We start from the raw sequence: 20,484 nt of genomic DNA, 5'->3' as shown, positions 1-20,484 counted from the left end.
ATGATCGTAATTGTTGCTGCGGGGGCCGTACGTCGCATGTGACTGTCATGCGATACATCAGATTCTGCAGTGTGGCCGCGGCTGCGGCAGCGATCGTCACGGGGCTGACGAGCGCAGGGGCGGCCGCCGCGGATCCGGACCGGGTGCCGTGCAGCGGGACGGCGCTGAGCCTTGCCATCGCCACCGCGCGGAACGGCGAGACCATTGATCTGCGCCGCGACTGTACCTACCTCCTGAGCTCCGCTCTGCCGGTCATCGTCAAGGACCTCACGATCCGGGGCAATGGTGCGACGATCCTCCGCGACGGGACGAGTCCCTCTGCGTTCCGCATCTTCGACATCGCCTCGAACGGCAACCTGCGTCTGCAGGACCTCACTGTCCGCGGCGGCTATCTCACCTCCGGGGACGGCGCCGGCATCCGCGTCGACGGCGGCGCGCTCAGGCTGTCGAAGGTCGATGTGGTCGACAACACCGCCGGGCAGAGCACCGCCGTCGGGGGCGGTGGCGGCATCGCGGTGGAGCCGGGCGGGTCGGCGGAGATCAGAAGCAGCTATGTGGCGTTCAACAACGCCAACAACGGCGGCGGCCTTTACACCAGGGGGACCGTGACCGTCGAGAACTCCGAGTTCGCCCGCAACCACGCCCGGTACTCCGGCGGCGGGATCTATCAGTCCGGGGACAGCATCTTCGTCGGCTCGAGTGTGATCCGGCGCAACACCGCGGCCGGGCCCTTGAGCGGCGGCGGCATCTTCGTCGCCAGCAGCAACGTGACGGAGATCGTCGACAGCAAGATCACGAACAACACCGACACGGGCACCAGAGGCGGCGGGATCTACAACAACGGGAACCTGAGGCTGGCGAAGTCCGAGGTCAGTGGCAACGTCGTCGGCGGCGTGGAGGGCCTGGGCGGCGGCATCTACAACATGGCTGGGCTCCGTCTCAAAGACACCGACGTCTTCCGCAACAGCGCGAACGGCCCCGGCGCATCCGCGGGCGGCGGCATCTACAACAACGGCGGAATGGTCACCCTCGACCACAGCACCGTCCGCAACAACGCCTCCACCACGGCACCCGGTGGGGTGTTCAGCACCAACCAGGTTGCGGTGACGGACTCGAAGGTCGTCGGCAACATCCCGACCAACTGCACCCCGAACCGGGTACCGGGCTGCACGGACTGACACCATCCGTCCGCGGCCGCGGAAAGGGCCCCGGCCCTCCGTCGTAGGAGGACCGGGGCCCGCGCCGCGCTCAGGCCGCCCGCACCCCCGTGTCCGCACCCGCGCCCGCTGCGGCCGACGCCACCGGCCGCTCCACCGGCAGCCGCCGCATCAGCAGCCCGTACCCGAGGGCCGCCGCCGTCCCCACGACCGCGCACACCCCCCACAGCCACTTCGCCCCGAACCGGTCGATGACGACCCCGGACAGCAGCGGCGCGATGAGCGCGGCGGCCGACCAGGACAGCGTGTACATCCCCTGGTACCTGCCCCTTCCGTGCACCGGGGAGAGCCGCACGACGAGCCCGGTCTGGGTCGGCGCGTTGACGATCTCGGCGAGCGTCCACACGCACACGGTGAGCGCGAACACCCCGACCGACCCGGCGAAGGCGGTGAGCCCGAACCCGTACCCGGCGAGGAGGGACGAGACGACGAGCAGGGACCGCGGATCCCGGTGCTGGATGACCCGGGTCACCGGAATCTGCAGCACCACGATGAGGACGCCGTTCACGGCGATGGCCATGCCGTAGTCGGCGGGCGTGAACCCGGCCTCGCCCATCGCCACCGGCAGCCCGACCGACCCCTGCTGGAAGATCAGGGCGACCAGGAACGACAGCCCGACGACGCCCATGTACCGCCCGTCGCGCACCACGGTCAGCAGGCTGACCTCGCCGTCCTCGCCGTCCTCGGTGACTTCGGCGGCGGCTCGCCGGGGCCGTGACTCGGGCAGCCGCAGGAAGACGAGGACGGCGCAGACGGCGGTCATCCCGGCCTCGATCAGGAACCCGGCGCGGTAGCTCACCTCGGCGATGAACCCGGCCCCCATGGACGACACGGCGAAGCCCAGGTTGATCGCCCAGTAGTTGAGCGAGAAGGCCCGCACCCGGTCCTCGGGCCGCACGATGTCGGCCATCATCGCCTGCACGGCCGGCCGGGAGGCGTTGGAGGCCACGCCGACGAGGAAGGCGACGGCGGCGATGGCGACGGGGTCCTGCACGAATCCGAGGAGCGCGACGGCCGCGGCGGTGGACCCCTGCGCGACGAGCAGGGTCGGCCGCCGTCCCAGCCGGTCGGCCATCACCCCGCCGCCCAGCGACGAGACCACCCCGCCCAGCCCGTGCAGGGAGGCGACGAGCCCGGCGTACGACGCGCTGTACCCCCGGTCGAGGGTCAGGTACAGGGCCATGAAGGTGGCCACGAAGGCGCCCAGCCGGTTGACGAGGGTGCTGGTCCACAGCCACCAGAACTCCCGCGGCAGACCGGAGACGGTCTCCCGGGCGGCGCGGCGCAGGGCGGCGGACGGCATGGTTTCCCCCAGGGCAGGCGTAGGCGTTGCGGATGCGGATTCTGTAAGCGCCACAGACCGCTACTGGAACTTACTTACCGACCGCTCGGCTGAGCCAGTCAATTAACAAATGCAGTCAACTGTCCGCCCCCTGGGACGTCCCCCGGCCGCCCGCCCGCCGCCCCGAATACGTGGATTACGCTCTGTCCCATGGCCGACGCACCGTACAAGCTGATCCTCCTCCGCCACGGCGAGAGCGAGTGGAACGCGAAGAACCTGTTCACCGGCTGGGTGGACGTCAACCTCAACGAGAAGGGCGAGAAGGAGGCAGTCCGCGGCGGTGAACTCCTCAAGGACGCCGACCTGCTCCCCGACGTGGTCCACACGTCCCTCCAGAAGCGGGCGATCCGCACCGCCCAGCTCGCGCTGGAGGCCGCCGACCGCCACTGGATCCCGGTCCACCGCAGCTGGCGCCTGAACGAGCGCCACTACGGCGCCCTCCAGGGCAAGGACAAGGCGGCGACGCTGGCCGAGTTCGGCGAGGAGCAGTTCATGCTCTGGCGCCGCTCGTACGACACCCCGCCCCCGCCGCTCCCGGACGACTCGGAGTTCTCCCAGGCCTCCGACCCGCGCTACGCCTCCATCCCCCCGGAGCTGCGCCCCCGCACGGAGTGCCTCAAGGACGTCGTCGTCCGCATGCTGCCCTACTGGTACGACGGCATCGTCCCCGACCTCCTGGCAGGCCGCACGGTCCTCGTCGCCGCCCACGGCAACAGCCTGCGCGCCCTGGTCAAGCACCTCGACGGCATCTCCGACGCCGACATCGCCGGCCTCAACATCCCCACGGGCATCCCCCTCGCCTACGAACTCGACGCCGACTTCAAGCCCGTGACCCCAGGCGGCCACTACCTCGACCCGGACGCGGCAGCAGCGGCCATCGAGGCGGTCAAGAACCAGGGCAAGAAGAAGTAAGCCTGCACGAACAAGCCCCTCACCTGCTGCTTCTCTGCGGGTGAGGGGCTTTTTGGTGGCCTGGGGCCGTCTGTGGGCCGTCAGGCGCTTGATCGGGCCGTCAGGTGCGTCGACGCCAGTGTTGGATGCGGACGTCGAGGACGATCAGCGCGGCCGTGGGGATGGCGATCCCGGCGGGAACGTTGGCCCAGAGGGCAAGTGTCCCGCCCGCCGTGCCGATGAGCGCGATCGGTCGATCACGAAGGTGGATGTCGACGGTTACGCCGACGCGTGGGACCATGAAGCCCTCCAGCTGTGCTCGGTTCACTTCGCAAGGTGTTTTCTGGGGCGCGGCAAGGGAGACGAATGCCGCCCGCCCAAGGGCGGCATTCGCATGCCGCGGAAACTTTCCCATAGTCATCACGCGCCAGACAAACGCACAGCTAAGAGCCGCCTTGTTCGTGTGCGTCGTGGACGGCTGGAGGGTTCCAATATTCTTGGAATCTTTCAAAGACTCTCCAGTCTTTCCAGGAGTAGCCTCGTGTCGCCCTGTGCCGCCTCGGTGTGCGGTGCCGTCCTGCGTAACCTCGGCCGTCTAAGCCTCCAGGCCGCGGATGTTGTTGCACGCCAACTAAGGACCCCTGCTTCTCGTAAGGGAGAGGAGTCCGATTAGTTGTTAGGCCTTACCGGCTAGCTTTACTGGATCAGCTTTACGGCATTACCGGTTCGGCGTTATCGGTTCGACATTACCGGTTTGGTATTACGGGTTGGATGTTACGCTAACGGCTTTACGGCTTCCCTGTTTACTTTGCGGGCTGGCGATCGCCTTCCGGGTCCGTTCCTGGCTTGACGGCATGAGGTGCGCGTACACGCGAAGAGTCAGGCCGGGGTCCGAGTGGCCTAGGTACTCGGCGAGGGCCTTGATGTTCTCTCCGGCGTCCAGGAGGACCGAGGCGTAGAAGTGGCGGAGGGCGTGCATGCCGTTCTCGCGTGACTCGGCGTACGAGTGGCCCGGCGTCCGCTCGGGGATCACGCCGGCCGAGGCCAGCGCCCGCTTCCACACCTCCTCGTTGAGCGACGTACGCCAGACGTGCCCGCCACGTGGCCCGGTGAGGATCAGCTGCTTGGTCACCGGAGGGGCGGAAGTCTGACCCGGACGCCCTGACGCCATGTGTCGTACACAGCTGAAGGTCGTGGCCGGAGATCGATCTCCTCGCGGCCGTCGCTGTGGACTGACGAGAGCAAAAAGTTGATCAAGGAGAATCGGGGCCGTCCCAGGCGGCGCTAAGCTCGGCGCGCTCTGCGGCTCCATGCCGCAGCATCGGGGGAAGGTGGCCGGGCGCGCCGGTCGGACGCATGCCGTTCTGGAATACGCCGCGCGCACTTCTGGATGCACGCGCTGACCCCGTGGCAAGCACAAGCACTCCACGCGGACGGGCCCGCCCCGGAAAGAAGACACCTGTGAATCGAACCGCGCACAGACGCGGCTGGCTCCCGTTGCTCCTGGCCGGCGCGTTCGCGGCAGCGCTCCCGGCGGCAGCGGTCGCCGACGGGACCCCCATCGACCCGGCACTGCCGACTCCCACCGTGCCAACAGGCACGGACTGCGGCAGCGAGGGCAGCCCGGCCTGGCGTGGCCCATCCGCCCGCACCTCCGAGGGCATGACCGTCTCCATAGGCATACCGCGGTCCACGGTCAACGGGGTGACCAATCAGGGAGTCGTCCACGCGTGGGACGTGGACGGTTCACAGGCGGCGGACGGGTCAGCCGACGGGACGCCGGCGAGCTACCAATCCGTCTACGTCCCCCTGCCGTTGGCGGACGGGCACACCTACGCCTGGGACGCGTCGACGTACAACGGGACTGCGTACTCGGAGGCGACCGAGCCCTGCTACTTCAGGATGGATGCAAGCCCGCCCGTCACGCCGGTCGTCACCAACCCGGACTTCCCCCCGGTAGGCGGCCCGGGGACGCCCACCAAGGCTGCCGGGCAGCCCTCCACCTTCAGCTTCAGCTCCAGCGGCGACCCCCTGCCCGCCGGATGCACGCAGGCGGGAGCTCCGGACTGCCAGTCCAGCGGCTTGGATCACTTCGAGTACGCGTGGGACCAGGAGCCCGGCACAGAAGCCGCCAGGGTTCCGGCGGACGCACAGGGCAAGGGCAGCGTGACGGCCGCCCTGCCCTGGGGAATTCACACCCTCTACGTCGTCGGCGTTGATGCGGCCGGGAACGCGTCTCAGTCGCCGGCGGCGTACACGTTCACCGTTCCGTGGCAGCTCCCGCCGCCGAACCCCACCTCAATCGACCTCACCGCCCCGGCGACAGCGGCCCGGGCGGTCCAACTGACCGTGTCCGGCCAGCTGTCGGCAGCTCCGTACCCCTCTGGTGAGGCAGTCCACGTGGTCAAGAGCGACCTGGCCCACCCCGCGGGCGTGGCACTTCCAGATGCGCTGCTCGCCGCCGACGGCACCTTCCGCATCACCGATGTCCCGCAGACCGGGGGAGCCAACACCTACACCGTGACCTACCCGGGTGACTCCACCCACCAGACCGTCGCCGCATCTACGACCGTCCAGGTCTCCCGCAGGGCCACTGCGGTGTCCATGACCACCAACGCCACGTCGTACTCGTACGGCGCGACCGCCAAGGTCACCGCCCACCTCGGCACGACCTACAACGGCCGGACCCTCGCGATCTACGCCCAGCCCTACGGTGGCAAGAAGACGCTGCTCAAGACCGGCACGGTGGACAGCCACGGCAACCTTGCCACGAGCTACAAGATCACCCGTAAGACCACGTTCACCGCAGCATTCGCCGGAGACGACCGCTATGCCCCGGCCGCGGCCGCCAGGACCGCGTCCAGCTACGCGCGGGTGTCCGAGTCACTGAGCGGCTACTACGGGAGCACCCACTACGGCAGTGTTCTGTACCGGGTCTACCACCACACCGCCAAGGCCACATTGAACGCCACGGTCGCCCCCGACAAGGCAGGCCAGTGCGTGCAGTTCCAAACTCAGCGGTACTACGGCGGCACCTGGCACACGCAAAGCACTTCCTCATGCCGCACGCTCAACACCAAAAGCACGGCCAACGCGACACTGAGCCTGACCATGACGGTCAACAGCAAGTTCCGGGTACGGGCCGAGTATGTCCACAGCAACAAGGACACCGGCAACCTCAGCACATGGGGGACTTGGCAGTACTTCACCGTCAGGCAGTGAGAGCGTCCGCCTGGGCTGAGCAGGGAAACTGAGGTCATCAAGATCCCCGAGAGGACCCAGGGCAAGAAGAGGAAAGCCGACGCCGACGAGCCCCCGACCTGCTGCTCTCCGGCAAGTGGGGGGCTTCTTGGTGGGCTGGGCCGGGGGAACACGCCAGGTGGTGACCCTCCGTGGAGGAATGGTGTGCGGTTCGTAATATGAGCGAATGATCAGGTTCGTTGGGCGGCGCTCCGGGCGGCGGCGTGCGTGGCGGTTGTTCCTCGTCGGGCTGGTCGGGAGCGGTGTGGTGGCCGGTGCGGCGTTCGCGTTCCGCGCCGGGGGCGCGGGCGCGGACTCCGGCGGCGGTGACCGGATCTCCCTGCGGGCGACCAGGGCGGCGGCGCCGGCCGGGGCAGCGGCACCGCCGCGTCCGGTCGGGAACGTGCGGATCTCCGCCGTGGGAGACATCGTCATGGGCTCGCTGCCGGACGACCTGCCGCCGGACGACGGCGCCTCGTTCTTCGACCCCGTCGACGACCTGCTCACCGGCGATGTGGTGCTCGGGAACCTGGAGGGGACGCTCACCACCGGCGGTGACAGCAAGTGCGACCACATCGAAGGACCGAACTGCTTCGCGTTCCACGCCCCGCCGTCCTACGGCGGCCTGCTCAAGGAGGCCGGGTTCACGGTCCTGAACACGGCGAACAACCACATCGACGACTTCGGGGCGGAGGGGCGGCGCCAGACGTTCGCCGCGCTGCGCTCCGCGAACCTGCCGTTCACCGGCCGTCTGGGCCAGATCACCGTGCAGCGGGTACGGGGCATCAGGGTCGCGGTGCTCGGGTTCGCTCCCGACCGGGGGGCGAACGACCTCACGGACATCCCCGCGGCACGCCAACTCACCGCCCGCGCCGCGGCGATGGCGGACATCGTGATCGTCGTCATGCACGCCGGCGCGGAGGGCTCGGACCGCACCCACGTGGAACCCGGCACCGAGTACTTCCTCGGCGAGGACCGCGGTGACAGCTACCGCTTCAGCCGCGCGGTGATCGACGCCGGCGCCGACCTCGTGGTGGGCAGCGGCCCGCACGTGATGCGGGGAATGGAGTTCTACAGGGGGCGCCTGATCGCCTACAGCCTGGGCAACTTCTCCGGCTACAAGGTGCTCGGCCTCGGCGGCACCCTCTCGACCAGCGGAGTGCTGCAGGTCACCCTCGGCGCCGACGGCACCTACCTGTCCGGGCGGCTGCGCCCGACCCTGATCGTGGCGCCCGGTACGCCGGAACCGGGCGGCGATGCGATCGACCTCGTCTCCACCATGTCGGAGGAGGACTTCGGCCCGCACGCCGCCCGGATCTCGGCGGACGGCACGATCCGGCGCCCGTAGCCGGCCGGCTACGCGCACCGGAGAACGCGGTCAGCCCCAGAGGATGCCCATGAGCGGGCCTCCCCGGACCTGGCCCGGTATCTGCGGTATCTGCGGCATCTGAGGCATCTGAGGTGACTGGGGTGTCTGCGGCATCTGGGGTGTCTGGGGCATCTGGGGTGTGACGTTCACCGAGGTGCCGGGCTGGTTCGCCGTGCCGCCCGTGGCCTGCTGCCCGCCTCCGCCGGCCCACAGCTGCTCGACACGCGAGCGCTCGGTGGCGTTCGGGTAGCGGTTGGTGCAGGACGGGCCGGGGCCGCCGCCCGACATCAGCTCACTGCACGGCCCGCTGTAGTCGTCCTGCAGACCCAGCACGTGCCCCGTCTCGTGGGCGACGACACGGACCGAGTCGTACTGCCGGGCCTGGGAGTAGTCGATGAAGATGTAGCCGCTTCCGTGGCCGTTGGTCGAGGCGTAGGACCCGCGCGAGTCGTTGCCCTCGCGGTAGGAGAAGTCGGCGCCGCTCGAAGAAGACTCCTGGAGCTTGACGTCCGACTCGGAGCTGTTCCAGATCGCGGCCGCGCTCGCTATCTGCGAACGGAAGCTCGGTGCCTGGGAGTCGTTGTAGTAGATGGTCACCGCCTTCGCGCCGGACTGTGCCGCCCGCTTCGCGGCGACCGACTTGACCACGGCCTCGAAGAACGCCTTGTTGCCGGCGGCCTCCTCGCCCGTCCCGTCGTACCGCGCCACGGAGGAACCGGTGGCGGCGGAGCGGGAGGCGGACGGGGCGGCGGACGCTTGCGCACTCGCCGGCACCGCCGTGCCCAGCGCGCCGGAGGCCAGGCCCAGGCCGAGGGCGAGGAGTCTCGCGGACGTTCGGGACGACTTCATGTGGGGGGCTCCTACTCACTCGGTGACGCCGAGCGTCCGGTGCGAGGTCGACGTTGCGTGAACACCGGTTCCGAACTGCGGCGACGTCCTGTGGGTCGAATTCTTAGAACGGCCTGACAGGGAGCGCAAAGGGCCCCCACAACTACGTCGCCTCGTAGGTCCTGGGACCCCGCCGGGGCGGCTCACGGAGCTCCGGTCGGCATGCGGCTGCGGAGGGGCAAGCTGTCACGACGTCAGAAAGCCTGCGGCACAAGGGAATGGGCGCGACTGTCGGCCGGGCGGAATTCCGGGAAAATCGTCGGGGTCCACATACGTCCCAAGACGGACAAATACTCAGATGTCCGCCACGTCGGATCTACTAAGCATGCCGGTAGGTCGGCGGACGGCTGTGATGGACGTCATAGAACGTGAGCTTCCGTCCCTTTCGCTCCCCGTCGCCCCCTTGGTGGCACCGGGAGCGGACGCCGGGTCGCGATTTGCCGAACCGGCAAACGGGCTCGGCCCTCCGGCATGAGGTTTCGCATGATCGGCGGAGGGTCGGCGGTCGATCGGCAACGGTCCCGAAGGGCAAGCAGGGCAAGAAGGGCAAGCAGGACAAACAACGCGAGCAGCGCAAGTGGGGCGCACGGCAAGCAAAGCAGGCAAGTCGAGGAGGGCATATATGGCAGCGCGGCATCGGTCGGTCGTCGCGGACGGACGGCGGATCCATCTCGTCGAGCAGGGGGAGGGCCCCCTCGTACTGCTCGTGCACGGTTTCCTCGAGTGCTGGTACTCCTGGCGGCATCAGCTGCCGGCGCTCGCCGCGGCCGGGTACCGGGCGGTCGCCGTCGACGTGCGCGGGTACGGGCGTTCGTCCGGGCCGGTCGCGCCGGACGCGTACCGGATGACCGAACTCGTGGCGGACAACGCCGAGGTCGTGCGGTCCCTCGGCGAGGAGTCGGCGGTGGTCGTGGGGCACGACTGGGGCGCTGCCGTCGCCGCGAACTCCGCGCTGCTGAGGCCCGAGGTGTTCCGGGCCGTGGCGCTGCTGAGCGTCCCGTACACCCCGCGCGGCGGGCCGCGGCCCAGTGACGTCTTCGCGGGGATGAGTGGCGGGGACGAGGAGTTCTACGTCTCGTACTTCCAGGAGCCCGGGCGCGCCGAGGCCGAGATCGAACCCGATGTACGGGGCTGGCTCGCGGGCTTCTACGGTGCCCTGTCCGGCGACACCATGCCCGGACCCGGCGCCCCCGACCCGCACTTCGTCGGCAAAGGGGGCACGCTCCGGGAGCGGTTCCCCGCCGGACGGCTGCCCGGGTGGCTGGGTGAGCGGGATCTCGACGTCTACGCCGGGGAGTTCGAGCGCACCGGACTGACCGGGGCGCTCAACCGGTACCGGAACATGGACCGCGACTGGGAGGACCTCGCCGCCTACGACGGCGCCCCGATCACCCAGCCGTCCCTGTTCGTCGGCGGCGGCCTCGACGCCTCCACGACCTGGCTGGCCGACGCCATCGAGGCGTACCCGGTGACCCTCCCCGGCCTGGTCTCCGCCCACATCCTCGACGGCTGCGGGCACTGGATCCAGCAGGAGCGGCCCGACGAGGTCAACCGGCTGCTCGTCGACTGGCTCGCCGCGCTGCCCTCCGTCTGAAAGGCCTCATCGGCCTGAAGAGCTCGTCAGCCTGAAGGGCTTCCTCAGCCTGGAGAGCTTCGTCAGCTGGTGGGCTTCATGGCCTGAAGGGCTTCGTCAGCTGGTGGGCTTCACGGCCTGAAGGGCTTCGTCAGAGTGACAGCGGCACCGGGTGGATCTCGTCCGCCGGATGGCCCGTGCGTTCGTGGACGCGCTTGACCGCCTCGGCCGAGGGCGCCTCGGAGAGGCAGTAGACCTTGCCGGAGGCGGGGTCGGCCCAGGCGCGCTCGAAGTGCACGCCCTCCTCCTTCTCGACGGCGAGGTCGGCCTCGTGGGCCTCCTTCAGCTGGTCGGCGGTGATGCCCTTCATCCCGTGGTGGACGTCCATGTAGTGCGGCATGGCTGCCGCCTCCTTCGCCTTGTCCGTCCCCCGTCTCACCACCATGCTGCGCCCGTCACCGCGGCGTGGCATGCGAAGGGCCCCGGACCGGAGTCCGGGGCCCTTCGCTGTACTGACGTGTGCTGACGGGTCCGCTCAGCCGCACTGGCAGGGGCTGCCCGACTGGCAGCCGCAGCCGCAGCCCGAGCCGCACCCGCAGGCGCCGATGACCAGGAGGTTCTTGATCTCGACGGGCTGGTCGGTCTCGTGCTGCTGCGTGGGGTCGGGCGTGGTGCTGGGGGATTCGGCCATGGATCCCTCCTAGAGGTCCCTAGATGCCCTAGAGGTAGGGCCTTGCCCATTCCATGCCCATTTCACTGGGCGCATCAACGGCGCACAGTGGCGCCCGTACGCCTGAGCCGCACCCCGCGAGCCCCTGCACGCCCGGCGGGTCACGCCCCCTCGGCGCCCGTCACCGGGTGGATGTCGGGCTGCAGCTCGTCCGCGTGCTCGCCGGTGACCAGGAAGACGACGCGCTTGGCGACGGCGACCGCGTGGTCGGCGTACCGCTCGTAGTAGCGGCCGAGGAGCGTCACGTCGACGGCGGTCTCGATGCCGTGCTTCCAGCGGTCGTCCAGCAGGTGCTGGAAGATCGTGCGGTGCAGCAGGTCCATCTCGTCGTCGTCCTGCTCCAGCTGGAGGGCCAGGTCGACGTCCTTGGTGATGATCACCTCGGCGGCCTTGGCCATCAGGCGCTGCGCGAGCTGGCCCATCTCGAGGATGGTGGCGTGCAGGTCGTGAGGGATGGCGTTCGCCGGGTAGCGCAGCCGGGCCAGCTTCGCGACGTGCTGGGCGAGGTCGCCGGAGCGCTCCAGGTCGGCGGACATGCGGAGCGAGGTGACGACTATCCGAAGGTCCGTCGCCACCGGCTGCTGGCGGGCGAGCAGGGCTATCGCGCGCGCCTCCAGGTCGTGGTGGAGCTCGTCCACCTTCTGGTCGGCCTCGATGACGCTCTCGGCGAGCTTGAGGTCGCCGTCGAGGATCGCCGTCGTGGCGCGTCCGATCGCCGACCCGACCAGGCGGGCCATGTCGACCAGGCTGTCGCCGATCGAATCGAGTTCCTCGTGGTACGCGTCCCGCATCAGGGTTACCTCTCGTATGCGTGGTCCAGGGGTTTCGGGGGCCGGGGCCCGTGGCCGAAACCAGCTGCGAACCCCACGCTCCCACGTTCCGGTCCCTACGCGTCCGTTTCTGCCACCCCAAATGAACCAATACTGGCTCCAAGGTGAACTCTGGGCGACGAGTGTTCGAGCTGACACCTCGCGGGCTGTGGGGATGTCGTACCCCCTGCTTAACCTGTTTGCATGGACGTGAACGCGGCGGTCGCCGCAGCGGCAGCGATCGCCGGGGTGCTCACCGGTGTCATCGCCATGCTGGCGTTCCGCTGGAGCGAACGCGACCAGAAGCGGCCGACCAGGACTTCTCTGCACACCGACCCCGTACTGCCCCCGGGCGTGGACACCGTACTGAGCGTGCTGCGCTCGTCCGCGGTCGTCCTCGACGAGGCCGACACGGTTGTCAAGGCGAGCTCGGCGGCGTACGCCCTCGGACTCGTGCGCGGTGGCAAACTCGCCATCGAGCCCATGCTCGGCATGGCCCGCGACACCCGGCGGGACGGCGAGATACGACAGGTCGAGCTGGATCTCCCCAGGCGGGGGACCGGACGGGGCGAGGCCCTGGCCGTCTCCGCGCGGGTGGCACCCCTCGGCTCCCGGCTCGTGCTGCTCCTCGTCGAGGACCTCACCGAGGCCCGCCGCATCGAGGCGGTACGGCGGGACTTCGTGGCGAACGTCAGCCACGAGCTGAAGACCCCGGTCGGCGCGCTCTCCCTGCTCTCCGAGGCCGTCATGGACGCCTCGGACGACCCGGAGGCCGTGCAGCGCTTCGCCGGTCGCATGCAGATCGAGGCCACGCGCCTGACCAACCTGGTCCAGGAGCTCATCGACCTGTCGAGAGTGCAGAACGACGACCCGCTGGAGGACGCCGAGCCCGTCCGGGTCGACGAGCTGGTCGCCGAGGCGATCGACCGGTGCCGGCACCAGGCCGGCACCAAGCAGATCACCATGGCCGCCGGCGGCACCGCCGACCTGCACGTCTGGGGCAACCGCGGCCAGCTCGCCGCGGCCCTCGGCAACCTGGTCGAGAACGCCGTGAACTACTCGCCGGCCCGCACCCGGGTCGGGATAGCCGCCCGCCGGATCAACGCGACCGGCGGCGACATGATCGAGCTTGCCGTGACCGACCAGGGCATCGGCATCACCGACAAGGACAAGGAGCGCATCTTCGAGCGCTTCTACCGCGTCGACCCGGCCCGCTCACGGGCCACCGGTGGCACCGGCCTCGGCCTCGCCATCGTCAAGCACGTGGTCGCCTCGCACGGCGGGGAGGTCACGGTGTGGAGCGCCGAAGGCCAGGGCTCCACTTTCACCCTCAGGCTGCCGGAGGCGGGCGTGGCCCGCGATCGCGCATCGCAGCACCCCGACCCCGACCTCGAGGACGAGGCCGGTACCACCGAGTCATCCCCGTACGAACCGCTTCCCGCCCCGGAGGTCCTTCCGTGACCCGAGTGCTCGTCGTCGAGGACGAGGAGTCCTTCTCCGACGCCCTGTCGTACATGCTCCGCAAGGAGGGCTTCGAGGTCGCTGTGGCGGCCACGGGCCCCGACGGACTCGACGAGTTCGAGCGCAACGGCGCCGACCTCGTCCTCCTCGACCTGATGCTGCCCGGCCTGCCGGGCACCGAGGTCTGCCGCCAGCTGCGCGGCCGCTCCAACGTCCCCGTCATCATGGTGACGGCCAAGGACAGCGAGATCGACAAGGTCGTCGGTCTCGAAATAGGAGCCGATGACTACGTCACCAAGCCCTTCTCCTCCCGCGAGCTGGTCGCCCGTATCCGGGCCGTCCTGCGCCGCCGCGGCGAGCCGGAGGAGGTCACCCCGGCCGCCCTGGAGGCGGGCCCGGTCCGCATGGACGTCGACCGCCACGTCGTGACGGTCTCCGGCTCCAAGGTCGACCTCCCCCTCAAGGAGTTCGACCTCCTGGAGATGCTCCTGCGCAACGCCGGCCGCGTCCTCACCCGCATGCAGCTCATCGACCGCGTCTGGGGCGCCGACTACGTCGGTGACACCAAGACCCTCGACGTCCACGTCAAGCGCCTTCGCGCCAAGATCGAGCCGGACCCGGGCGCCCCGCGCTACCTGGTGACGGTGCGTGGTCTCGGCTACAAGTTCGAGCCGTAAAAACCGGCCTCGCGCCGGGGCGACGTTCGAGCCGAACCCGTCGCCCACCCCACCCGTCCCATTTGCAGAGCCGGATCTGCGGGCCGGTGGGGGCGGGCCGCGCAGTTCCCCGCGCCCCTTGCGGGGCGTACTCCGGCCGCGGAGCGTTTTCGTCAGCGGCGATGCGCGCTGGGTCCGTGGCTCGCTGCCCGTCCCATCCGTGGTGCCGGATCTGCGGGCCGGTGGGGGCGGGCCGCGCAGTTCCCCGCGCCCCTTACGGGGCGTACCCGGGCTGCGGAGCGTTCTCGTCGGCGTTGAAGGGCGGCATCCTTTGGGGTGCCGCCCTTTTTTGGTTTTGGGGTGGCGGCTCAGCCCGCGTTCGTCGACGCCGAGGCCGAGTCGCTCGGGGTGGCGCTCGCGGACTCCTTGTTCTTCTTGCCCGCCTTGGCGCTCTCGCTCGCCGCCGAGCCCGCGGCCGGGGAGCCGGAGCCGGAGGCCGAGGCCGACGAGGAGGCGGACGCCGAGGCGGAGGCGGACGGCACCGCGCTCGGGCCCCAGCCGGTGAAGAAGCTCTCGGCCGGCACGACGAAGGCGCGCAGGCTCACGTCACCCGTCTTGCTGAAGGTGAAGGTGATCTTCTGGGCGTTGCCGTCCTGGACCGCCTCGCGGCTGCTGCCCAGCACCGCGGAGGCGTTGTCCTTGCCGCCCAGGATCAGCCGGCCACCGACCGGGATGGTCAGCGGCTGGGTCTTGGTGGCGTGCAGCTCGGCGGTCTTGCCGGTGCCGGCGACGATGATCGACTGCAGCGTCTCCGGCTCGGTGCCGGTGTTGAAGATGGTCGCGGAGACCACGGCCGGCCCGGTCGACGTGAGGTCGGGCTGGGTGATCACGGTCGCGTTCTGGACCTTGATGTCGCCGACACTCGTGGCCGCGTTGTCCGGCTTGATCTCCAGCGTCTGGGAGTTGTTGCCCGCGCCGCAGGCGGAGAGCGCGGCGACGGAGAAGGCGATGGCGGAGGCGGCGAGGGCGCCGCGTCGAAGGCTGCTGCTCACGGCGGCGGCAACTCCTTGAACGCACGGGCGGCCCCCTATAAAGCCGCCCTAAGTGTCTGTCAGCGGCCTTAGGTTACCGAGCCGTTCCCGTGAGGCCGCACCCGACCCTCCCCAAGCCCCTCGCTTCCCTCGGGCAGGGGGTACGCGCGGGCATCCGCACGTGCCCCTCCGGTCACTTTGGAGCGACCCTCGTCCGGCATTCACATAACCCGTCCGCAACACCACGCGCAAAATTTCCGTGAAGGAATGCGCGACCACCGGGAGAATTGATCACCTACTGCTTCAGGTGCGGCTTCACGTACCGTTCAGTCGGGCGTTCGGCCGTACCCGTGATCAATTCCGGAAACGTCCGGGATCCGGCGCCGACAACCGAACGGAGTAGCGGAAGTCGCACGCTTGGAACCGGACATATGTGGATGTTCCGCCACTCGGGAAGGTGTCCCCACGTGTGTAACGTGGGCGTTTCTCCCCGCCCGGAGAGCCGCTCCCACCTGCGAATACCTGCTTCCGGACAGCCTGCGCAGCACGTTCCTGTTGCTGTTGTCAAGCCCCGAGATATGCCCTGACCTGCGAAAACGCCATTCAGAACCGCCGGTTTCCGTGTTACCCTGGATAGCCACGGAAGGGGTACCTGTCACATGACGTTCAAGGTTGGCGACACCGTGGTCTATCCCCATCACGGGGCCGCGCTGATCGAGGCCATCGAAACTCGCCAGATCAAAGGCGTGGACAAGACCTACTTGGTGCTGAAGGTCGCCCAGGGTGACCTGACGGTACGTGTGCCAGCGGACAATGCGGAGTTCGTCGGCGTGCGTGATGTGGTCGGTCAGGACGGGCTGGACCGGGTCTTCGAGGTGCTGCGCGCGCCGTACGCCGAGGAGCCCACGAACTGGTCCCGTCGATACAAGGCAAACCTGGAGAAGCTCGCCTCCGGCGATGTCATCAAGGTCGCGGAAGTCGTGCGTGACCTGTGGCGTCGTGAGCGCGAGCGCGGACTCTCCGCCGGTGAGAAGCGCATGCTCGCCAAGGCTCGCCAGATCCTGGTGAGCGAGCTCGCCCTCGCGGAGAACACGAACGAGGACAAGGCCGAGGCCCTGCTCGACGAGGTCCTCGCGTCCTGACGCAGACGCTGTCCGGCTCGACACGCTGAAGCTCCGCACACCCGATATGCCGCGGTGCCCGATGACACTTTGCTGTCGCCGGGCGCTGCGGCATGTTTGCGTACGCCCTCGGGGAACCCCCGATACTAGGCGTGCCGGGCCCGGGCTGCTGGCTCGACCAGTGTCACGGAAGGGTCCGGTCAAGGCGTCGCGCCCGGCACTTCCCAGGCCATACCCACGCCAGGCCCGCACACAAACCTGACAGGAACCGATGTCTGACGATTCGCGTCCTTCGCGTACGGAACCGCGTACCGCACTGCGCACGGCAGCCGTGATTCCCGCCGCCGGCCGAGGCGTACGGCTCGGTCCGGGCGCCCCCAAGGCGCTGCGCGCGCTGAACGGCACGCCCATGCTCATCCACGCCGTACGCGCCCTCGCCGCCTCCCGCGCCGTCTCCCTGGTCGTCGTCGTGGCCCCGCCCGACGGCGCGCCCGAGGCCAAGTCCCTCCTCGACGCCCACGCGCTGCCCGACCGCACCGACTTCCTCGTCGTGCCAGGCGGCGAGTCCCGCCAGGAGTCGGTCCGGCTCGGCCTGGACGCGCTGCCCCCGGACTACGACATCGTCCTGGTCCACGACGCCGCCCGCCCCCTCGTCCCCGTCGACACGGTCGACGCCGTGATCCAGGCGGTCCGCGACGGCGCCCCCGCGGTCGTCCCCGCGCTCCCGCTCGCCGACACGGTCAAGGAGGTCGAGCCGGCCGCCGTCCCGGGGGACCCCGAGCCGGTGCTCGCCACCCCCGAGCGGGCCCGCCTGCGCGCCGTCCAGACCCCCCAGGGCTTCGACCGCCGGACCCTGGTCCGCGCCCACGAGACGGTCACCGAGAACGTCACCGACGACGCCGGCATGGTCGAGCGGCTCGGCGAACGGGTCGTGGTCGTCCCCGGCCACGAGGAGGCCTTCAAGGTCACCCGCCCCCTCGACCTGGTCCTCGCGGAGGCGGTCCTGGCCCGCAGGAGGCTCAACGATGGCTTCTGAGGTGATCCTCCCCCGGGTGGGCATCGGCACCGACATCCACGCCTTCGAGGAGGGCCGCGACCTGTGGTGCGCCGGCCTGAAGTGGGAGGGCGAGGGCCCCGGCCTGGCCGGCCACTCCGACGCGGACGTCGTCGCCCACGCGGCGTGCAACGCGCTGTTCTCCGCCGCGGGCCTCGGCGATCTGGGGCAGCACTTCGGCACCGGGCGCCCCCAGTGGTCGGGCGCGTCCGGGGTGACGCTGTTGACGGAGGCGGCCCGCATCGTCAGGGCCGCCGGTTTCACCATCGGGAACGTCGCCGTACAGGTCGTAGGACCACGCCCGAAGATCGGCAGGCGGAGGGACGAGGCCGAGAAGATCCTTTCGGAGGCGGCGGGCGCCCCGGTCGCGGTCTCGGGGGCCACGACGGACGGTCTCGGGTTCCCGGGCAGGGGAGAGGGCCTGATGGCCGTCGCGACGGCGCTGGTCGTCAAACAGGGGTGACCGGCGGTCCCGCCCGAGGGGCGCACACCACCGCGGCGCCTCCACATACCGGTGCCATCCACTACCCTCGGCCCACTACCCTAGGTCCCGTGACTATTCGCCTGTACGACACCAACGCCCGGCAGATCCGTGACTTCACCCCGCTCACCGCGGGCTGTGTCTCGATCTACCTCTGTGGTGCCACCGTGCAGGCGGCGCCCCACATCGGGCACATCCGCTCCGGCCTGAACTTCGACATCATGCGCCGCTGGTTCGCATACCGCGGCTACGACGTGACGTTCATCAGGAACGTCACGGACATCGACGACAAGATCATCGCCAAGTCCGCCGACCAGGGCCGCCCCTGGTGGGCGATCGGCTACGAGAACGAGCGCGCGTTCAACGACGGCTACACCGCGCTCGGTTGCCTCCCGCCGACGTACGAGCCCCGCGCGACCGGGCACGTGCCGGAGATGATCGAGATGATGCGCGGGCTGATCGAGCGGGGTCACGCCTACGAGGCCGACGGCAACGTCTACTTCGACGTGCGCTCCTACCCGGACTACCTGCAGCTCTCCAACCAGGAGCTGGACAACCTCCGCCAGCCCGAGGGCGAGGGCGAGACCGGCAAGCGGGACCAGCGTGACTTCGCCCTGTGGAAGGCCGTCAAGCCGGGCGAGCCCAGCTGGGAGACGCCGTGGGGGCGCGGCCGGCCCGGCTGGCACCTGGAGTGCTCGGCGATGGCCCACAAGTATCTCGGCGCGGCCTTCGACATCCACGGCGGCGGCCTCGACCTGATCTTCCCGCACCACGAGAACGAGATCGCCCAGGCCAAGGCCTACGGCGACGACTTCGCGCGCTACTGGGTGCACAACGCCTGGGTCACCATGAGCGGCGAGAAGATGTCGAAGTCCCTCGGGAACTCGGTGCTCGTCTCGGAGATGGTCAAGCACTGGCGCCCGATCGTGCTGCGCTACTACCTCGGCACCCCACACTACCGCTCGATGATCGAGTACAGCGAGGAGTCGCTGCGCGAGGCCGAGTCGGCGTTCGCGCGGATCGAGGGGTTCATGCAGCGCGTGGTGGAGCTGGCCGGGGGAGCCGTCGAGCCCTCGGCCGAGGTGCCGCCGGCGTTCGCCGAGGCGATGGACGACGACCTGGGCGTCCCGCAGGCCCTCGCGGTCGTGCACACCACCGTCCGGCAGGGCAACTCCGCCCTCGCCGCCGACGACAAGGAGGCGGCCGTCGCCCGCCTCGCCGAGGTCCGCGCCATGCTCGGCGTCCTCGGTCTCGACCCGCTGGATGCGCACTGGTCCGGCGGTGCCGAGCAGGGCGAGGACCTGCACGGGGTCGTCGACGCGCTCGTCCGGCTCGTCCTCGACCAGCGCGAGTCCGCCCGCGGCCGCAAGGACTGGGCGACCGCCGACGCCATCCGCGACCAGCTGAACCAGTCCGGCCTCGCGATCGAGGACAGCCCGTCCGGCCCGCGCTGGACCCTCAAGTCCTAGCCGCCCCGGATCTGAAGATCAACTGTGCCGCCCGGCCCCCCGGGCGGCACACTGCATAAGACGTACGTACGACACGAAGCTCACGGAGACGGGTAACTCATGGCAGCCAACAACCGCCGCATGTCCGGCAAGAAGGGCGCGCAGATCGGCAGTGGCGGCCAGCGGCGCCGGGGCCTGGAGGGCAAGGGACCGACCCCGCCCGCCGAGATGCGCAAGGGACACAAGAAGAACCGCATCGCCACGGCCAAGGCCAAGCAGGCCCAGCGCCGTCCGGTGGCGCGCGGCCGGGGCGGCAGGGGCACGTCCGAGATGGTCGTCGGCCGCAACCCGGTGGTCGAGGCGCTGCGCGAGGGCGTCCCGGCCTCCACCCTCTACGTCCAGCAGTTCATCGACAACGACGAGCGGGTCCGCGAGGCCCTGCAGCTCGCGGCCGAGCGCGGCGGCATCAACCTCATGGAGGCACCGCGCCCCGAGCTGGACCGCATGACCAACGGCCTCAACCACCAGGGCCTGGTCCTCCAGGTCCCGCCGTACGAGTACGCGCACCCCGAGGACCTGGCCGAGGCGGCCTACGACGAGGGCGAGGACCCGCTGATCGTCGCCCTGGACGGGGTCACCGACCCGCGCAACCTGGGTGCCGTCGTCCGCTCGGTCTCCGCCTTCGGCGGCCACGGCGTGGTCGTCCCCGAGCGCCGCGCGGCCGGCATGACCGCCGGTGCCTGGAAGACGTCGGCCGGTACGGCGGCCCGGACGCCCGTCGCCCGCGCCACCAACCTGACCCGGGCCCTGGAGTCGTACAAGAAGGCCGGCATCGTGGTCGTCGGCCTCGCCGCGGACGGCGAGCACGAGATCGGCGACCTGGAGGCCCTCGGCGGGCCGGTCGTCATCGTCGTCGGCAGCGAGGGCAAGGGCCTGTCCCGACTGGTCGGCGAAACCTGCGACTTCCGGGTCCGGATCCCGATGCCGGGCGGCGCCGAGTCGCTCAACGCGGGCGTGGCGGCGGGGATCGTGCTGTACGAGGCGGCGCGCCGACGCGGGTGAACAAACGTCCGTAACCTCACCTGTGCGGGTTAATTCCGGCGTCCAGGACATCCTTGACGGGGTCCGGACACATCCGGCCGGTCAAAGCAGTGTCCTAACTCCACGTCACTC

Annotated in this window: 18 protein-coding genes and 2 pseudogenes; 12 read left to right on the top strand and 8 right to left on the bottom strand. The window is 69.8% G+C overall.

Annotation, left to right across the window (positions count from 1 at the left end; genetic code table 11):
- The first annotated feature begins 47 nt into the window (after positions 1-47).
- Positions 48-1,178, top strand: a complete 1,131-nt coding sequence (locus tag ACZ63F_RS09245; protein WP_469709856.1) for a right-handed parallel beta-helix repeat-containing protein — start codon at positions 48-50, stop codon at positions 1,176-1,178.
- Between the two features lie 70 nt (positions 1,179-1,248).
- Here ACZ63F_RS09245 and ACZ63F_RS09240 read toward each other — a convergent pair whose 3' ends face one another.
- The gene (locus ACZ63F_RS09240; RefSeq protein ID WP_469709855.1) at positions 1,249-2,520 is read right to left on the bottom strand and encodes an MDR family MFS transporter; all 1,272 of its coding nucleotides are present in this window, start codon (positions 2,518-2,520) and stop codon (positions 1,249-1,251) included.
- A gap of 189 nt (positions 2,521-2,709) precedes the next feature.
- Here ACZ63F_RS09240 and ACZ63F_RS09235 point away from each other — a divergent pair, with 189 nt between their 5' ends.
- On the top strand, positions 2,710-3,471 hold the full coding sequence (locus tag ACZ63F_RS09235; protein ID WP_469709854.1) for a phosphoglyceromutase: 762 nt from the start codon (positions 2,710-2,712) through the stop codon (positions 3,469-3,471).
- A 100-nt stretch (positions 3,472-3,571) separates the two neighbouring features.
- On the opposite strand, the gene ACZ63F_RS09230 is transcribed toward ACZ63F_RS09235, so the two are convergent.
- Positions 3,572-3,961 carry a hypothetical protein gene (locus tag ACZ63F_RS09230; RefSeq protein ID WP_469709853.1) on the bottom strand — a complete coding sequence of 130 codons (390 nt, stop codon included), beginning with the start codon at positions 3,959-3,961 and terminating at the stop codon, positions 3,572-3,574.
- A gap of 249 nt (positions 3,962-4,210) precedes the next feature.
- Positions 4,211-4,588, bottom strand: a pseudogene (locus ACZ63F_RS09225) (tyrosine-type recombinase/integrase); the annotation flags it as partial.
- A 323-nt stretch (positions 4,589-4,911) separates the two neighbouring features.
- Here ACZ63F_RS09225 and ACZ63F_RS09220 point away from each other — a divergent pair.
- Both ACZ63F_RS09220 and ACZ63F_RS09215 read left to right on the top strand, forming a co-directional pair.
- A complete protein-coding gene (locus tag ACZ63F_RS09220) occupies positions 4,912-6,672 on the top strand; it encodes a hypothetical protein (RefSeq protein WP_469709852.1) in 1,761 nt (586 codons plus the stop codon).
- A 205-nt stretch (positions 6,673-6,877) separates the two neighbouring features.
- Positions 6,878-8,038, top strand: a complete 1,161-nt coding sequence (locus ACZ63F_RS09215) for a CapA family protein (RefSeq protein ID WP_469709851.1) — start codon at positions 6,878-6,880, stop codon at positions 8,036-8,038.
- 219 nt (positions 8,039-8,257) lie between these two features.
- On the opposite strand, the pseudogene snpA reads toward ACZ63F_RS09215, so the two are convergent.
- Positions 8,258-8,908 (bottom strand): annotated as a pseudogene (gene snpA / locus ACZ63F_RS09210) (snapalysin); the annotation flags it as partial.
- A gap of 661 nt (positions 8,909-9,569) precedes the next feature.
- On the opposite strand from snpA, the gene ACZ63F_RS09205 reads away from it, so the two are divergent.
- On the top strand, positions 9,570-10,541 hold the full coding sequence (locus ACZ63F_RS09205; protein WP_469709850.1) for an alpha/beta fold hydrolase: 972 nt from the start codon (positions 9,570-9,572) through the stop codon (positions 10,539-10,541).
- 130 nt (positions 10,542-10,671) lie between these two features.
- Here the strand turns inward: ACZ63F_RS09205 and ACZ63F_RS09200 are convergent, their stop codons facing one another.
- From ACZ63F_RS09200 to phoU, 3 genes are all read right to left on the bottom strand, one after another.
- Positions 10,672-10,920, bottom strand: coding sequence for an SCO4226 family nickel-binding protein (locus ACZ63F_RS09200; RefSeq protein ID WP_352360807.1), 249 nt, complete (start codon positions 10,918-10,920; stop codon positions 10,672-10,674).
- A 135-nt stretch (positions 10,921-11,055) separates the two neighbouring features.
- Positions 11,056-11,211 (bottom strand): hypothetical protein, encoded by a 156-nt coding sequence (locus ACZ63F_RS09195; RefSeq protein WP_361300005.1) that lies wholly within the window; start codon positions 11,209-11,211, stop codon positions 11,056-11,058.
- A 140-nt stretch (positions 11,212-11,351) separates the two neighbouring features.
- Positions 11,352-12,041, bottom strand: a complete 690-nt coding sequence (phoU, locus tag ACZ63F_RS09190; RefSeq protein WP_469709849.1) for a phosphate signaling complex protein PhoU — start codon at positions 12,039-12,041, stop codon at positions 11,352-11,354.
- Between the two features lie 222 nt (positions 12,042-12,263).
- Between phoU and phoR the strand changes: the two genes are divergently transcribed.
- Both phoR and phoP read left to right on the top strand, forming a co-directional pair.
- Positions 12,264-13,520: a two-component system sensor histidine kinase PhoR gene (gene phoR / locus ACZ63F_RS09185; protein ID WP_382720882.1), complete on the top strand. Its 1,257-nt coding sequence runs from the start codon at positions 12,264-12,266 to the stop codon at positions 13,518-13,520.
- A 5-nt stretch (positions 13,521-13,525) separates the two neighbouring features.
- Positions 13,526-14,197: a two-component system response regulator PhoP gene (gene phoP, locus ACZ63F_RS09180; protein WP_018568744.1), complete on the top strand. Its 672-nt coding sequence runs from the start codon at positions 13,526-13,528 to the stop codon at positions 14,195-14,197.
- A 347-nt stretch (positions 14,198-14,544) separates the two neighbouring features.
- On the opposite strand, the gene ACZ63F_RS09175 is transcribed toward phoP, so the two are convergent.
- Positions 14,545-15,228, bottom strand: coding sequence for a copper chaperone PCu(A)C (locus ACZ63F_RS09175; protein ID WP_469709848.1), 684 nt, complete (start codon positions 15,226-15,228; stop codon positions 14,545-14,547).
- 638 nt (positions 15,229-15,866) lie between these two features.
- On the opposite strand from ACZ63F_RS09175, the gene ACZ63F_RS09170 reads away from it, so the two are divergent.
- The 5 genes from ACZ63F_RS09170 (at position 15,867) to rlmB (ending at position 20,373) form a co-directional block, all read left to right on the top strand.
- Positions 15,867-16,349, top strand: coding sequence for a CarD family transcriptional regulator (locus tag ACZ63F_RS09170; RefSeq protein ID WP_003953493.1), 483 nt, complete (start codon positions 15,867-15,869; stop codon positions 16,347-16,349).
- 250 nt (positions 16,350-16,599) lie between these two features.
- Entirely contained in the window at positions 16,600-17,364 is a 765-nt protein-coding gene (gene ispD / locus ACZ63F_RS09165; protein ID WP_469709847.1) for a 2-C-methyl-D-erythritol 4-phosphate cytidylyltransferase, read from the top strand.
- Positions 17,354-17,845 (top strand): 2-C-methyl-D-erythritol 2,4-cyclodiphosphate synthase, encoded by a 492-nt coding sequence (gene ispF, locus ACZ63F_RS09160; RefSeq protein WP_469709846.1) that lies wholly within the window; start codon positions 17,354-17,356, stop codon positions 17,843-17,845. The genes ispD and ispF overlap by 11 nt, the downstream gene beginning before the upstream one ends.
- Before the next feature lie 89 nt (positions 17,846-17,934).
- Positions 17,935-19,332: a cysteine--tRNA ligase gene (gene cysS / locus ACZ63F_RS09155; RefSeq protein ID WP_469709845.1), complete on the top strand. Its 1,398-nt coding sequence runs from the start codon at positions 17,935-17,937 to the stop codon at positions 19,330-19,332.
- 99 nt (positions 19,333-19,431) lie between these two features.
- On the top strand, positions 19,432-20,373 hold the full coding sequence (gene rlmB, locus ACZ63F_RS09150; RefSeq protein WP_469709844.1) for a 23S rRNA (guanosine(2251)-2'-O)-methyltransferase RlmB: 942 nt from the start codon (positions 19,432-19,434) through the stop codon (positions 20,371-20,373).
- Positions 20,374-20,484: the final 111 nt, after the last annotated feature.

Source organism: Streptomyces sp. NPDC104761 (assembly GCF_055583445.1).
Note: the sequence above shows the minus strand (reverse complement) of the source record. Positions and strands in the feature narration are given on the sequence as shown.